The sequence below is a fragment of the Bradyrhizobium sp. WU425 genome (assembly GCF_021052305.1).
GTDB lineage: Bacteria > Pseudomonadota > Alphaproteobacteria > Rhizobiales > Xanthobacteraceae > Bradyrhizobium > Bradyrhizobium canariense_D.
Genome location: NZ_CP088089.1, coordinates 5,456,983 through 5,470,225, shown reverse-complemented (window position 1 = coordinate 5,470,225; position 13,243 = coordinate 5,456,983). Strand labels below are relative to the sequence as shown.

Below are 13,243 nucleotides of genomic sequence, written 5' to 3'. Positions count from 1 at the left end.
GCGAACCAATCTTTAATCCAGCCTTGGCGGCGCGGCAAGCGCGCCGATCGTGCGATGCAGCCTTTGCGCGCCAACAAAAAGGCCGCCGAAGCCGGCGGCCTTTCGCGTCGTGAGATAAGCCCGCTTATTCGGCGGCCTGCTTCTGCGGCGGATCGAGCGCGCCGGACTTGTGGATATCGGCGACCTGATGGTCCGAGAAGCCCAGCACGGTGCGCAGGATCTCGTCGGTGTGCTCGCCGAGCAGCGGGGATCGCTCCACCTCGCTCGGGGAGTCCGACAGCTTGATCGGGTTGCCGACGGAGATGTACTTGCCGCGGGTGGGGTGGTCGACCTCGACCACGGTGCCGGTCGCGCGCAGCGACTGGTCCTCGGCGATCTCCTTCATCGACAGGATCGGGCCGCAGGGAATGTCGTCCTTGTTGAGGATTTCCATCGCCTCGAACTTCGTCTTCGTCATCGTCCATTGTTCGATGCGGCCGAAGATCTCATTCAGGCGCGGCAGGCGGACGGCCGGCTTGGCGTAGTTCGGATCGGTCTTCCAGGAGGGCTCACCGATCACGTCGCAGATCTTCTCCCAGACCGGGGCCTGGGTGATGAAGTAGATATAGGCGTTGGGATCGGTCTCCCAGCCCTTGCACTTCAGGATGCGGCCGGGCTGGCCGCCGCCGGAATCGTTGCCGGCACGCGGCACGGCATCGCCGAACGGAATGCCTTCGCCGAACTGGCTGTATTCCTTGAGCGGACCATGGGCGAGGCGCTGCTGGTCGCGCAGCTTGACGCGCGCGAGATTGAGCACGCCGTCCTGCATCGCGGCGGTGACGCGCTGGCCCTTGCCGGAATGGGTGCGCTGATAGAGTGCGGTGACGATGCCGAGCGCCAGATGCAGACCGGTGCCGCTGTCGCCGATCTGCGCGCCGGTCACGAGGGGCAAGCCGTCGCGGAAGCCCGTGGTGGAGGCGGCGCCGCCGGTGCACTGGGCGACGTTCTCATAAACCTTGCAGTCCTCGTATGGTCCGGGACCAAAGCCCTTAATAGAGGCGACGATCATCTTCGGGTTGATCGCCTGGATCTTCTCCCAGGGGAAGCCCATGCGGTCGAGCACGCCGGGGCCGAAATTCTCGACCAGCACGTCGCACTTCTTGATGAGCTCGGTGAGGACTTCCTTGCCCTTGGGGTTCTTGGTGTCGAGCGTGATCGAGCGCTTGTTGTGGTTGAGCATGGTGAAATACAGGCTGTCCACATTCGGGATGTCCTGCAGCTGGCCGCGGGTGATGTCACCCACGCCCGGGCGCTCCACCTTGATCACGTCGGCGCCGAACCATGCGAGCAACTGCGTGCAGGTCGGCCCGGACTGGACGTGGGTGAAGTCGAGAATGCGAACGCCCTCGAGCGCTTTTGTCATCGTGTTGCTCCGTACTCTGATCTACCCCTGCACCCGCAGGGACCTTGTGGGTTGAAGGGGATGCTTACTTCTTCTTCTGCAGAACGCTCTGCGGATTGAGATTGCCGATGCGGCCGCTCTCGGAACCGGCGGCCGGATCGATCACGGCGTTGATGAGCGTCGGCTTGCCCGAAGCCATGGCTTCGTTGACGGCGCGCTTGAGCTCGTCCGGCGAAGTCGCGTTGACGCCGACGCCGCCGAAGGCCTCCATCATCTTGTCGTAGCGGGCGCCCTTGACGAACACCGTCGTCGCCGGATCGGCGTTGGCGCCGTTGACGTCGGTGCCGCGATAGATGCCGTCATTGTTGAAGATGACGACGCAGATCGGCAAATTGTAGCGGCAGATGGTCTCCACTTCCATGCCGGAGAAGCCGAACGCCGAGTCGCCTTCGACCGCGAGCACGGGATGGCCAGTCTCGAGAGCCGCCGCGATTGCCTGGCCCATGCCGATGCCCATCACGCCCCAGGTGCCGACGTCGAGACGCTTGCGTGGGCGATACATGTCGATGACACCGCGGGCGAGGTCGAGCGTGTTGGCGCCCTCGTTGACGAGGATCGCCTCGGGATGATCCTTGATGACGTTCTTCAGCACGCCGAGCGCGCCGTGATAGTCCATCGGCGATTTGTTGTTCATGAGCTTCGGCGCCATCTTGGCGACGTTCTCTTCGCGCTTGGTCGAAATCGCCTTGGTCCATTCGGCGGGCGGGGCGGTCCAGCCCGAAGCCATCGCCTGATTGAAGGCGGAGACGACCGAGCCGATGTCGCCGACGACCGGCGCGACGATCTCGACGTTGGAGTCCATTTCCCTGGGTTCGATGTCGACCTGGATGAACTTCTTGGGCGCTTCGCCCCAGTTCTTGCCCTTACCGTGCGAGAGCAGCCAGTTCAGCCGGGCGCCGATCAGCAGCACGACGTCGGATTCCTTCAGCACCGTCGAGCGGGCGGCGCCTGCGCACTGCGGATGGGTGTCGGAGAGGAGGCCCTTGGCCATGCTCATCGGCAGGAAGGGAATGCCGCTCTTCTCGACGAAGGTTTTGATCTCCTCGTCGGCCTGCGCGTAGGCCGCGCCCTTGCCGAGGATGATGAGAGGGCGCTTTGCGCTCTTCAGAACATCAAGCGCGCGCTTGATCGAAGCGGGCGAGGGGATCTGCGCGGGAGCCGCGTCGATTACCTTGACCAGCGACTTCTGGCCGGCATCGGCGTTCATCACCTGGCCGAACAGCTTTGCCGGCAGGTCGAGATAGACGCCGCCCGGACGGCCGGAGACGGCGGCACGGATGGCACGGGCAAGACCAATGCCGATGTCCTGGGCGTGCAGCACACGGTAGGCTGCCTTGCACAGCGGCTTGGCGATCGCGAGCTGGTCCATCTCTTCATAGTCGCCCTGCTGGAGGTCGACGATCTCGCGCTCGGAGGAGCCCGAGATCAGGATCATCGGGTAGCAGTTGGTGGTGGCGTGGGCGAGCGCGGTGAGACCGTTGAGGAAGCCGGGCGCGGAGACGGTGAGGCAGATGCCGGGCTTCTTGGTGAGGTAGCCGGCGATGCCCGCCGCATAACCGGCGTTCTGCTCGTGGCGGAACGAAATCATGCGAATACCGGCCGCCTGCGCCATGCGGCCCAAATCCGTGATCGGGATGCCCGGCACATTATAGATGGTGTTGATGCCGTTCAGCTTGAGCGCGTCAATGACGAGATGAAAACCATCCGTCAATTCCTGCTCGGTGCCCGGTGCTTCGGACTTGGTCGCGGTATTCAGCATGGGCCTTGTCTCCCTGGTCTCAAGATGCCGTTTCAGGCTTTTGGGGGCGATGCCTCGCCCTTTGGTGAACGTTGCCGGCTAGAAGAGTTCCTGACCATGCGCTTCGACGTAAGCGGCAAGGCCAAGGGTGTGATCGCGGGCGCGCTTCTCGGCGAGCTCGGTATCGCGCGCCTCCAGGGCTTCGATCATGCCGAGATGCTCGGGAAGCGACGTCGCGGTGCGGTCCTTGCGTCCGATGGTCAATTGCCGATAGCCACGCACATGCAGCAGCAAGTCGTTGGTGAGATCGACCAGCACCGGTGATTCCGACAGCGAGATCAGCGCCTGGTGGAAGGCGATGTTGGCGCGCGAATATTCCTCGACGTGATCCTCGGGCAGGCGATCCTTGCCAAATTCCTTGAAGTAGTCGCGCAGCGCCGTGATGTCTTTCTTGCGCGCTGTGGCGGTGATGAGGCGAGCCGCCATGCTCTCCAGCGCCGCCCAGGCGCGGATCATGTCGACGATCTCGCTCTTGGTCCTTCGGACCACCATGATGCCGCGGCGAGGAACCGTCTTCACGAAACCGTCTTGCTCTAGCATCGCGATGGCTTCGCGGATCGGCGTGCGGCTCACGCCGAGGCGCTCGGACAACGCGCGCTCGTCGAGCATGACGGGTTCGGGCGTCGAGTAGATGTCCATCTTGAGGATGGCTTCCTTCAAGGCGTCATACGCCTTGTTCTTGAAGCTCGACTCCGGGGCAATACGAACGATTGCGATATCTGCCTCGGCCATGTTCGGCAACGCCTTGGTTGGTTTCCGCAGTGACACGACGAATCTCCTCCAGTGGGAGTCGTCTTTTACAGGATTATTAACGGGAAAGTTTTTGGCATACCAAATACCAGAATGTCAAGCTGCCTATTTTTTGCAGCGTTCTAAGGTGCGCTGCAGCTTGACAAGTTGGCTTCTGGCATACCAAATGCCATCGCCAGCCATTTTTGATCCAAGCCGGCGGAGTAATCTCGGCTTTATGCCACTCCGTTCCGCGACATGGAACAGAGCGCGGCGAATGGAAAGCATCACGGGCAGCCGCAACGCGCGCGCGCTTTGAGAACGCAAGAACCAAGGTCAAGGGAGAGCCACATGTCCAATTCCAAAGATGCCGTCCGCAAGGTGCTTGACCAGGTCAAGGCGGACAAGCGCACCAGCCTGACCGCGCCGGAAGGCAAGCTGGTCTGCGACGCCTACGGCATTGCGGTGCCGAAGGAGGGGGTGGCGAAATCGGCCGGCGAGGCCGGCAAGATGGCCGCCTCGATGGGCTTCCCGGTGGTGATGAAGATCGTCTCGCCGGACATTCTTCACAAGACCGAAGCCGGCGGCGTCATCGTTGGCCTCAAATCGGCAGAAGACGCCGAGAAGGCCTACGAGACCATTCTCGGCAACGCCAGGAAGTACAAGTCTGATGCCAAGATCGAGGGTGTCCAGGTGCAGCAGATGCTGGCCGGCGGCACCGAAGTGATCGTCGGGTCGATCACCGACGCCTCGTTCGGCAAGCTGGTTGCCTTCGGTCTCGGCGGCGTGCTGGTCGAAGTCCTGAAGGACATCACCTTCCGCCTCGCGCCCGCGACAAAGCAAGATGCGCTGTCGATGCTCGACGGCATCCAGGCGCATGAAATTTTGAAGGGCGTTCGCGGCGGCGAGCCGGTGAACCGCACGGCGCTCGCCGATGTCATCGTCAAGGTCTCGCAGCTCGTCACCGATTTCCCCGAGATCGTCGAGCTCGATCTCAACCCGGTGTTCGCGACGGCCAAGGACGCGATCGCGGCCGACGTCCGCATCGTCGTCGACTTCGCTTACGTGCCCAAGCCGAAGCCGCGCCCGACCGAAGAGATCGTCGCGGCGATGAGCCGCATCATGCAGCCGAAGGCGGTTGCCGTGGTCGGCGCTTCGGCCGAAGACGGCAAGATCGGCAATTCCGTGATGAAGAACCTCATCAACGGCGGCTACAAGGGCGACATCTACCCGATCCATCCCAAGGCCGCCGAGATCCTCGGCTACAAGGCCTACAAGAGCGTCAAGGACGTGCCCGGTGTGATCGACACCGCGGTGTTCGCAATTCCCGCGAAGTTCGTGGCCGCGGCGCTCACCGAATGCGGCGAGAAGAAAATTCCCGGCGCGGTTCTGATTCCGTCGGGCTTCGCGGAAGCCGGCGCGCCGGAGCTCCAGGCCGAGATCGTCGAAGTCGGCAAGAAGTACGACATCCGCCTGATGGGACCGAACATCTACGGCTTCTATTATACGCCTGCCAATCTCTGCGCGACCTTCTGCACCGCCTATGATGTCAAGGGCCACGCGGCACTGTCTTCGCAATCGGGCGGCATCGGCATGGCCATCATCGGCTTCTCCCGTTCGGCCAAGATGGGCGTGTCGGCGATCGTCGGCCTCGGCAACAAGTCCGACATCGACGAGGACGATCTGCTCGCCTTCTTCGAGCAGGATCCGAACACGAACCTGATCGCGCAGCACTGCGAAGACCTCAAGGACGGCCGCGCCTTTGCGGAAGCCGCAAAACGCGTCTCCAAGAAAAAACCGGTCATCGTGCTCAAGGCCGGCCGCACCTCCGCCGGTGCCAAGGCGGCCTCGTCGCACACCGGCGCGCTCGCCGGCAACGACAAGATCTACGAGGATGTCCTGGCCCAGTCCGGCGTGATCCGCGCCCGTAGCTTGCGGCAGCTGCTCGAATTCGCGCGGGGCGTGCCGGTGCTGCCGACGCCGAAGGGCGAGAACGTGCTGATCATTACCGGTGCAGGCGGTTCGGGCGTGCTGTTGTCGGACTCCTGCGTCGACAACGGCTTGTCGCTGATGTCGATGCCGCCGGATCTGGATGCGGCCTTCCGCAAGTTCATCCCGCCGTTTGGCGCGGCCGGAAATCCCGTGGACATCACCGGCGGTGAGCCGCCGATCACCTACGTCAACACCGTAAAACTCGGCCTGACGGACGAGCGCATCCACTCGCTGATCCTCGGCTACTGGCACACCATCGTCACGCCGCCGATGGTGTTCGCCCGCAACATGGTCGAGGTGAAGAAGGAGATGGAGGCCAAGGGCTTCGTGAAGCCGATCGTCGCCTCGCTCGCCGGCGACGTCGAGGTTGAGGAAGCCGCCGAATATCTCTACCAGAACGGCATTCCGGCCTATGCCTACTCGACCGAACTGCCGGTCGAGGTCCTCGGTGCCAAGTACAAATGGGCGCGCGGAGCAGGGCTGCTCTGAGCCGACGATGCCGCTTCACCTCTCCCCGCGCGCGGGGAGAGGTGAGAACAGTCAGGTCGCGATGGGCAGGAACGTGATCCGGCGCAAATCGATCGAGCCCCGATCGCCATCGGCGGCCGATCGCGACGCGCGCGACGGCGGCGTGCAGTCCGTCGATCGCGCGCTGTCGATCCTCGAGACATTGTCCGAAGACGACGAAGGCTATCGCCTCAGCGATCTCGCCGTCCGCACCGGGCTCTCGGCCTCGACCGTGCATCGCCTGCTGGCGACGCTGGAAAGCCGCCGCTTCGTGCAGTTCGACCGCGCCGAATCCAAATGGCATGTCGGCGTGCGCAGCTTCACGGTGGGCGCGAGCTTTGCGCGGCGGCGCAATTTCAGTGCCCAGGCCATTCCTTACTTGCGCAAGCTGCGTGATCTTACCCGCGAGACCGCCAATCTCGCCGTGGTCGACGACGAGTTCATCATCGTGCTGACCCGGATGGAGAGCCGCGAGATCATGCGCTCGCTGACCCAAGTCGGCGGCCGCGTTCCGATGGTGACCTCCGGCGTCGGCAAGGCGGTGCTCGCGACCTATTCCGACGAGGACGTCGGCGCCGTCATCCGCCATCACGGCATGCCACGCCTGACCGAGAAATCGATCGTGCGGCCGAGCGACCTGTTCAAGGAGCTCGAAAAGATCCGCAAGCAAGGCTACGCGCTGGATGATGAAGAGGCCTGCATGGGTCTGCGCTGCGTTGCAGCGGTGGTCTACAACGCCTGCGCCGAGCCGCTTGCTGCGATTTCGGTGTCCGGCATGACCAGCCGGCTGACCGATCAGCGGTTACCGGAAATCGGGCAAATCGTCCGTGATGTTGCCGCCGAACTGACGGCAGCGCTCGGCGGGGCAATTCCGACGCCCCGCTAATCGGAAACCGGGGGTATGTCACTGGACAGTGTCGGCCGTTTTGGCTGATATGCGACCAAACGACACGATGCGGCAAACGTCCGCATGAGCCCGGAGACGTCCCATGTTTCAACTTCCCGCGCGCCTCGTCGGCGCAGCCGTCGCGCTGACCCTTGCGGCAGCCACGCCGGCCTTTGCCCAGCAGCTCGAGCTCAAGCTGATGGCACCTGCGGCGCCGGGCGGTGGTTGGGACCAGACCGCGCGCTCGATGCAGCAGGCGCTGGTCGCTGCCGGCGTCGCACGCAGCGTGCAGGTCACCAACGTTCCCGGCGCAGGCGGCAGTGTCGGCATCGCGCAGTTCGTCAACGGCGCCAAGGGCGACGGCAACCAGCTGATGGTCAACGGCTTCGTCATGGTGGGCGCGCTCGCCATGAACAAATCACCCGTCACGCTCGAGCAGGTGACGCCGATCGCGCGCCTCACCGAGGAAATCCAGGTGATCGTGGTGCCGGCGAATTCTCCGATCAAGACCGCGCAGGATCTGGCCGCAGCGGTGAAGGCCGACATCGCCAAAGTGACCTTCGCCGGGGGCTCGGCCGGTGGCGTCGATCATGTGATGGCAGCATTGTTCGCCGGCGCCGTTGGCGCCGACGCGAAGAAGATCAACTACATCCCGTTCTCGGGCGGCGGCGAGTCGCTCGCCGCCATTCTCGGCGCGAAGGTCACTGCCGGCATTTCCGGCCTCAGCGAATATGATGGGCAGATCAAGTCGGGCAAGCTGCGCGCGATCGGCGTGACCTCGGAGAAACGCATTCCAGGCAGCGACATCCCGACCTTCAAGGAGCAGGGCATCGACCTCGTGATCGCCAACTGGCGTTCGGTGGTCGCGCCTCCCGGAATCACGCCGGAGCAGCGCAAGACGCTGAGCGACGCGGTCGAGAAGATGGTGAAGTCGGACGCCTGGAAAGACATTCTCAAGCAGAAGGGCTGGGACGATGCCTATCTCGGCGGCGACGCCTTCGCCGACTTCCTGAAGAAAGAAACGGTGCGTGTGACGGACGTGCTGAGATCAGTCGGCCTGGTCAAGTCATGACCTCAGGCGATCCCGTCCAGCCACCGCGGCGCGTCGATCGCGCCGGCGTCGTCATCGCCGCGCTGCTCGCAGGTCTTGCCGCGGTGCTGGTCTGGGATGCGCACGGCCTGCAATCGACCGCGATGTACGGGATGGGGCCGGAAGCCATGCCGGTCGTGATCGCCTCCGGCCTCGCGCTGCTCGCGATCGGCAATCTCGTTGACGCGCTGCGCGGCGGTCTGCCAGCGCGCGAGAGCGCAGATCCCGTGCCTGTGGTCTTGATCCTCGCCGGCCTTGCGCTGCTGATTGCCATCATCGGCTTCGGCGGCGGGTTCATCCTGGCGACGTCGGCGCTGTTCGTCACGACCTCGGCGGCATTTGGGCGCCGGGCTGTCCTCGTCGATTCCGCCATCGCCCTCGTGATGTCGACCCTCATTTACCTCGCGTTCGACCGCCTGTTGACGTTGAGTCTTCCGGCCGGCCCCCTGGAGCGACTGCTGTGATGGAAACTTTCGCGGCGCTGGCCCACGGCATGGCGGTCGCCGTCCAGCCGATGAATCTCCTCTACGCCCTGATCGGCGTATTCCTTGGCACCGCCGTGGGCGTGCTGCCCGGCATCGGCCCGGCGTTGACGGTCGCGCTGCTGCTGCCGGTGACGTACAAGCTCGATCCTGGCGGTTCGCTGATCATGTTTGCCGGCATCTATTACGGCGGCATGTATGGCGGATCGACTACGGCCATCTTGATCAACACGCCCGGCGAGAGCGCCTCGATGGCGACGGCGCTCGAAGGCAACAAGATGGCCAAGGCCGGCCGCGGCGGGCCGGCGCTCGCGACCTCCGCGATCGGCTCCTTCGTCGCCGGCACCATCGCCACCATCGGGCTTGCCTTTCTCGCGCCGTGGTTGGTCGATTTCGCCGTGCGCTTTGGCCCGGAGGATTATTTCGCGCTGATGTGCGTCGCCTTCGTCACGGTGTCGGCGACCTTCGGCGATTCCCCGATCCGCGGCCTGACCAGCCTGTTTATTGGTCTGACATTAGGTCTCGTCGGTATCGACAAGCTGAACGGTCAGGCGCGGCTTGCGTTCGGGGTGCCCGAGCTGCTCGACGGCGTCGAGGTGACGACGCTCGCGGTCGGCCTGTTCGCGGTGGGCGAGGCGCTCTACGTCGCATCGCGCCGCCACCACACCGAAGAGAAGCTCGAGCCGGTGCGCGGCTCGCTGTGGATGACCAAGGAAGACTGGAAGCGATCGTGGAAGCCGTGGTTGCGCGGCACCATGTTCGGCTTCCCAATCGGTGCGCTGCCTGCCGGCGGCGCGGAGATCCCGACTTTCCTGTCCTATTCCTGCGAGAAGCGACTGACCAAATACCCCGAAGAATTCGGCAAGGGCGCGATCGAAGGTGTCGCAGGACCGGAGGCCGCCAACAACGCTTCGGCTGCCGGCACGCTGGTGCCGCTCTTGACGTTGGGATTGCCGACCTCGGCGACGGCCGCGATGATGCTGGCGGGCTTCCAGCAATACGGCCTCAACCCGGGGCCGCTGCTGTTCGCTGAGCGGCCCGACCTCGTGTGGGGCCTGATCGCGAGCCTGTTCATCGCCAATTGCATGCTGCTGGTGCTCAATCTGCCGCTGGTTGGCCTATGGGTGCGGCTGCTGGCGATCCCGCAGCCGTGGCTCTATGCCGGCATCCTCGTGTTCGCGACCATGGGCACCATCGCCGCAAAGCCGTCGGTGGTCGAACTGTCGATGCTGGCCGGCTTCGGCGTGCTCGGCTTTCTGATGCGGCGGTTCGATTTTCCGATCGCGCCCGTCGTGGTCGGCCTGATTCTCGGCCCGATCGCCGAGAGCCAGCTGCGTCGCGCGCTCGCGATCAGTCTCGGCGATCCCATGACGTTGCTCCAGAGCCCGATCTCGGCGACGCTGCTTGCGCTGGCGTTCATCGCGCTGCTGGCACCCTTCGTGCTGAAAGGGATGGGACGCTTCAAGGCGAACGAGGACTAGCCATTCCGCCGCGAGCGTCTTCTAATGTTACGTTCATCTCGTAGGAAAAGTCATGCCGTCAGAGCTCCGTTCGCCCCGTCTCGCTGTCCTGATCGATGCAGACAATGCTTCGGCAAAGATCGCCGATGGGCTGTTCGAGGAGATTGCCAAGATCGGCGAGGCCAGCGTTCGCCGCATCTACGGCGACTTCTCCAATGCCAGGTCGAGGGGCTGGGCCGACATCCTGTCCAAACACGCCATCATCCCGCAGCAGCAGTTCGCCTATACGACGGGGAAGAATGCCTCCGACATCACGCTGGTCATCGACGCAATGGACCTGCTTCACAGCGGCCGGTTCGATGGCTTTTGCCTGGTGTCGTCGGACAGCGATTTCACCCGTCTGGCCGCCCGCATCCGGGAGCAGGGCATCGACGTCTTTGGGTTCGGCGAACAGAAGACGCCGGAGAGCTTCCGGCAGGCCTGTCGAAGGTTCGTCTACACGGAGAACTTGCTTGCCGCCCCAGCGAACACCCAGGACGCCGCCTCGAGATCGACGTCGCTTCAGCCGCTCGATGCCGCAACCCCCATCATCAAGAAGGTCATCACCCAGATGGAGAGCGAGGACGGCTGGGTGACGCTCGGGGAAGTTGGCCGCCAGCTCGCCAATCTCGCGTCCGATTTCGATCCGCGAACGTTTGGCTTCCGCAAGCTGAGTGACCTCGTGCGCAAGACGAATGCGTTCGAGATTGACGAGCAGAACGGGAGGTCGATGCGGATTCGGGTCAAGCCCGCTGCCGCACCGGCCCCGCGACGACGGAACTCGCGCAGACCTGGGAGGCCCGCGGCGGCAGGCGCTTCTCCGCCTAAAGCGTAAGCAGAGCCTGCCGTTATATTTGCGCTTGCCCGGTCGGGCGCAGGGCGTAACCATCGCAGGGCCATAACGCCACGCGAGGGTTCTGATGACCAGACTTGCCCGCTTCGCCGTCGCACCGCTGCATTCGATGACCCGGCGTCTCGCCGATGTGGCCTCGGCGCGTGTCGCGCCGGATCTCGTCGTCACCGGCGCGCGGGTGCTCTCGACCTATTCGGAGCGCATCCATGCGAACCGCGAAATCTGGATCACCGGCGGCCGCATTGCTGCGATGAAGCCGGCCGGCGCTGCGAAGAATGTCTTCGGCGACGTGCCGGTTTACGACGCGGCGGGCGGCATCATCGCGCCGGGGCTGGTCGATCCGCACATCCACATCGAATCCTCGATGGTGACGGCCTGCGCCTATGCCGAGGCCGCCCTGCTCAACGGCACCACCACAATCTTCTGCGACAGCCACGAGATCGGCAACGTCATGGACGTCGTCGGCGTCGAGGCGATGCTGGAGGACGCACGCGAGGCTCCGCTCTCGATCTTCCTGACGGTGCCCTCGACGGTTCCTGCGACTTCGGCCGCACTGGAGACTGCGGGCGGCGATCTGACGCCCGACAAGATCGCCGGCCTGTTCGACCGTTGGCCGGAAGCCGTCGGGCTCGGCGAGAAGATGGATTTCGTGCCTGTCACCATGGGCGATGAGCGAAGCCACGCCATCCTCGCTGCCGCCCTGAAGCGCGGCCGGCCGGTGTCCGGCCATATCTATGGCCGCGACTTCGTTGCGGCCTATGCGGCGAGCGGCATCACCGACACCCATGAGGCGATCGACCGCGACATCGCCGACGATCTGCTCGATGCCGGGGTCTGGGTGTTCCTGCGCGGGGGACCGCCGACCACGCCCTGGCACTCGCTGCCGCAGGCGATCCGGACCATCACCGAGCTCGGCGCCTCGCACAAGCGCACGGCCGTGTGCACCGACGATCGCGACGCCGACGATCTCCTGCTGTTCGGTCTCGACTGGGTGGTGCGCGAAGCCGTGAAAGCAGGGATGTCGCCGGAGCAGGCCTGGTCGATGGGCTCGCTGCATGGCGCGACGCGCTTCAACATGGACAGCGATATCGGCGGGCTCGGCGGCGGGCGCCGCGCCGATCTGGTGCTGATGGACGACAATCTGAAGCCGCAATGCACCTGGTATGGCGGCGAACTCGTGGTCGAAAACCGAAAAATCACGCCGAAGCTCGAGCAGGCGCTGTCGCAGCGCTATCAATATCCGCAGGCGGCCTATGCGACGGTGAAGCTGCCCGAGAAGGTCAAGCTGACGCCGGAGCTGCCGGCGAAGGCCTGCACTGTCAACGCGATCAAGACCGCGTTGCCCGGCATCACGCTGATCCATGAGAAGATCGCGATCGAGCCCGCAAAGGACTGGCCCTCACTGTTCGCCCGCTACGGCCTATGCTTCGTCACGGTGGTCGAACGCCACGGCAAGTCGGCCGGCAATGTCGCCTACGGCCTGTTGAAGGACTTTGGACTGAAGCGCGGCGCGGTCGCCTCCAGCGTCGGGCACGACAGCCACAACATCATCGTTGCCGGCACCAACGAGGCCGATATGCAGGTCGCGGTCGCCGCCATCAAGGAGCAACAGGGCGCCGTCTGCCTCGTCGCCGAGGGCAAGGTGAGGGCGCTAGTGCCGCTGCCGATCGCTGGGCTCTTGTCCGACAAGCGCGTCACGGAGGTGGCGGAAGAGGTCAAGGCGCTGAAGAAGGAATGGGCGGAGGCCGGCTGCACCATCCCCTACATGGGTTTCAATCTGATTCCGCTATCGGTCATTCCGGAAATTCGTATCACCGACAAGGGCCTCGTGCTGGTGCCGCAGATGCAGCTGGCGCCGCTGTTCGAGTGATCGCTTTCACGGATATCTCGATCTAACCGATTGAGACCGCCACGTTTTTCCCGCGGCTGCCGCATCGTGGAAAATAAAATCGATCTCGTTGAGTGA

10 protein-coding genes are annotated in these 13,243 nt (G+C 64.2%); 7 read left to right on the top strand and 3 right to left on the bottom strand.

What is annotated here, in order from left to right:
* Positions 1 to 124: 124 nt before the first annotated feature.
* The 3 genes from frc to BcanWU425_RS26560 form a co-directional block, all read right to left on the bottom strand.
* Positions 125 to 1,402, bottom strand: coding sequence for a formyl-CoA transferase (frc, locus tag BcanWU425_RS26570; protein ID WP_018458582.1), 1,278 nt, complete (start codon positions 1,400 to 1,402; stop codon positions 125 to 127).
* A gap of 64 nt (positions 1,403 to 1,466) precedes the next feature.
* The gene (gene oxc, locus BcanWU425_RS26565; RefSeq protein ID WP_007608367.1) at positions 1,467 to 3,200 is read right to left on the bottom strand and encodes an oxalyl-CoA decarboxylase; all 1,734 of its coding nucleotides are present in this window, start codon (positions 3,198 to 3,200) and stop codon (positions 1,467 to 1,469) included.
* Between the two features lie 78 nt (positions 3,201 to 3,278).
* Positions 3,279 to 3,971 carry a GntR family transcriptional regulator gene (locus BcanWU425_RS26560; protein ID WP_162496371.1) on the bottom strand — a complete coding sequence of 231 codons (693 nt, stop codon included), beginning with the start codon at positions 3,969 to 3,971 and terminating at the stop codon, positions 3,279 to 3,281.
* 348 nt (positions 3,972 to 4,319) lie between these two features.
* Here BcanWU425_RS26560 and BcanWU425_RS26555 point away from each other — a divergent pair, with 348 nt between their 5' ends.
* The 7 genes from BcanWU425_RS26555 (at position 4,320) to BcanWU425_RS26525 (ending at position 13,147) form a co-directional block, all read left to right on the top strand.
* Positions 4,320 to 6,449: an acetate--CoA ligase family protein gene (locus tag BcanWU425_RS26555; protein WP_204510723.1), complete on the top strand. Its 2,130-nt coding sequence runs from the start codon at positions 4,320 to 4,322 to the stop codon at positions 6,447 to 6,449.
* Positions 6,450 to 6,510: 61 nt separating this feature from the next.
* Complete coding sequence (locus BcanWU425_RS26550) at positions 6,511 to 7,353, top strand: IclR family transcriptional regulator (protein ID WP_204513913.1); 843 nt, start codon at positions 6,511 to 6,513, stop codon at positions 7,351 to 7,353.
* A gap of 103 nt (positions 7,354 to 7,456) precedes the next feature.
* A complete protein-coding gene (locus BcanWU425_RS26545; RefSeq protein WP_204510724.1) occupies positions 7,457 to 8,425 on the top strand; it encodes a Bug family tripartite tricarboxylate transporter substrate binding protein in 969 nt (322 codons plus the stop codon).
* Entirely contained in the window at positions 8,422 to 8,907 is a 486-nt protein-coding gene (locus BcanWU425_RS26540; RefSeq protein WP_204510725.1) for a tripartite tricarboxylate transporter TctB family protein, read from the top strand. Before BcanWU425_RS26545 ends, BcanWU425_RS26540 begins: the two co-directional genes overlap by 4 nt.
* Positions 8,907 to 10,406: a tripartite tricarboxylate transporter permease gene (locus BcanWU425_RS26535; protein ID WP_204513914.1), complete on the top strand. Its 1,500-nt coding sequence runs from the start codon at positions 8,907 to 8,909 to the stop codon at positions 10,404 to 10,406. Before BcanWU425_RS26540 ends, BcanWU425_RS26535 begins: the two co-directional genes overlap by 1 nt.
* A gap of 52 nt (positions 10,407 to 10,458) precedes the next feature.
* Positions 10,459 to 11,259, top strand: a complete 801-nt coding sequence (locus BcanWU425_RS26530) for an NYN domain-containing protein (protein ID WP_204510726.1) — start codon at positions 10,459 to 10,461, stop codon at positions 11,257 to 11,259.
* Between the two features lie 85 nt (positions 11,260 to 11,344).
* Complete coding sequence (locus BcanWU425_RS26525) at positions 11,345 to 13,147, top strand: adenine deaminase (protein ID WP_204510727.1); 1,803 nt, start codon at positions 11,345 to 11,347, stop codon at positions 13,145 to 13,147.
* The last annotated feature ends 96 nt before the right edge of the window (positions 13,148 to 13,243 follow it).

Coding starts and splice junctions, on each gene's coding strand:
- BcanWU425_RS26555 (WP_204510723.1), top strand. CDS start 4,320: ATGTCCAATTCCAAAGATGCCGTCCGCAAGGTGCTTGACCAGGTCAAG.
- BcanWU425_RS26550 (WP_204513913.1), top strand. CDS start 6,511: ATGGGCAGGAACGTGATCCGGCGCAAATCGATCGAGCCCCGATCGCCA.
- BcanWU425_RS26535 (WP_204513914.1), top strand. CDS start 8,907: ATGGAAACTTTCGCGGCGCTGGCCCACGGCATGGCGGTCGCCGTCCAG.
- BcanWU425_RS26560 (WP_162496371.1), bottom strand. CDS start 3,971: ATGGCCGAGGCAGATATCGCAATCGTTCGTATTGCCCCGGAGTCGAGC.
- oxc (WP_007608367.1), bottom strand. CDS start 3,200: ATGCTGAATACCGCGACCAAGTCCGAAGCACCGGGCACCGAGCAGGAA.
- frc (WP_018458582.1), bottom strand. CDS start 1,402: ATGACAAAAGCGCTCGAGGGCGTTCGCATTCTCGACTTCACCCACGTC.
- BcanWU425_RS26530 (WP_204510726.1), top strand. CDS start 10,459: ATGCCGTCAGAGCTCCGTTCGCCCCGTCTCGCTGTCCTGATCGATGCA.
- BcanWU425_RS26545 (WP_204510724.1), top strand. CDS start 7,457: ATGTTTCAACTTCCCGCGCGCCTCGTCGGCGCAGCCGTCGCGCTGACC.
- BcanWU425_RS26540 (WP_204510725.1), top strand. CDS start 8,422: ATGACCTCAGGCGATCCCGTCCAGCCACCGCGGCGCGTCGATCGCGCC.
- BcanWU425_RS26525 (WP_204510727.1), top strand. CDS start 11,345: ATGACCAGACTTGCCCGCTTCGCCGTCGCACCGCTGCATTCGATGACC.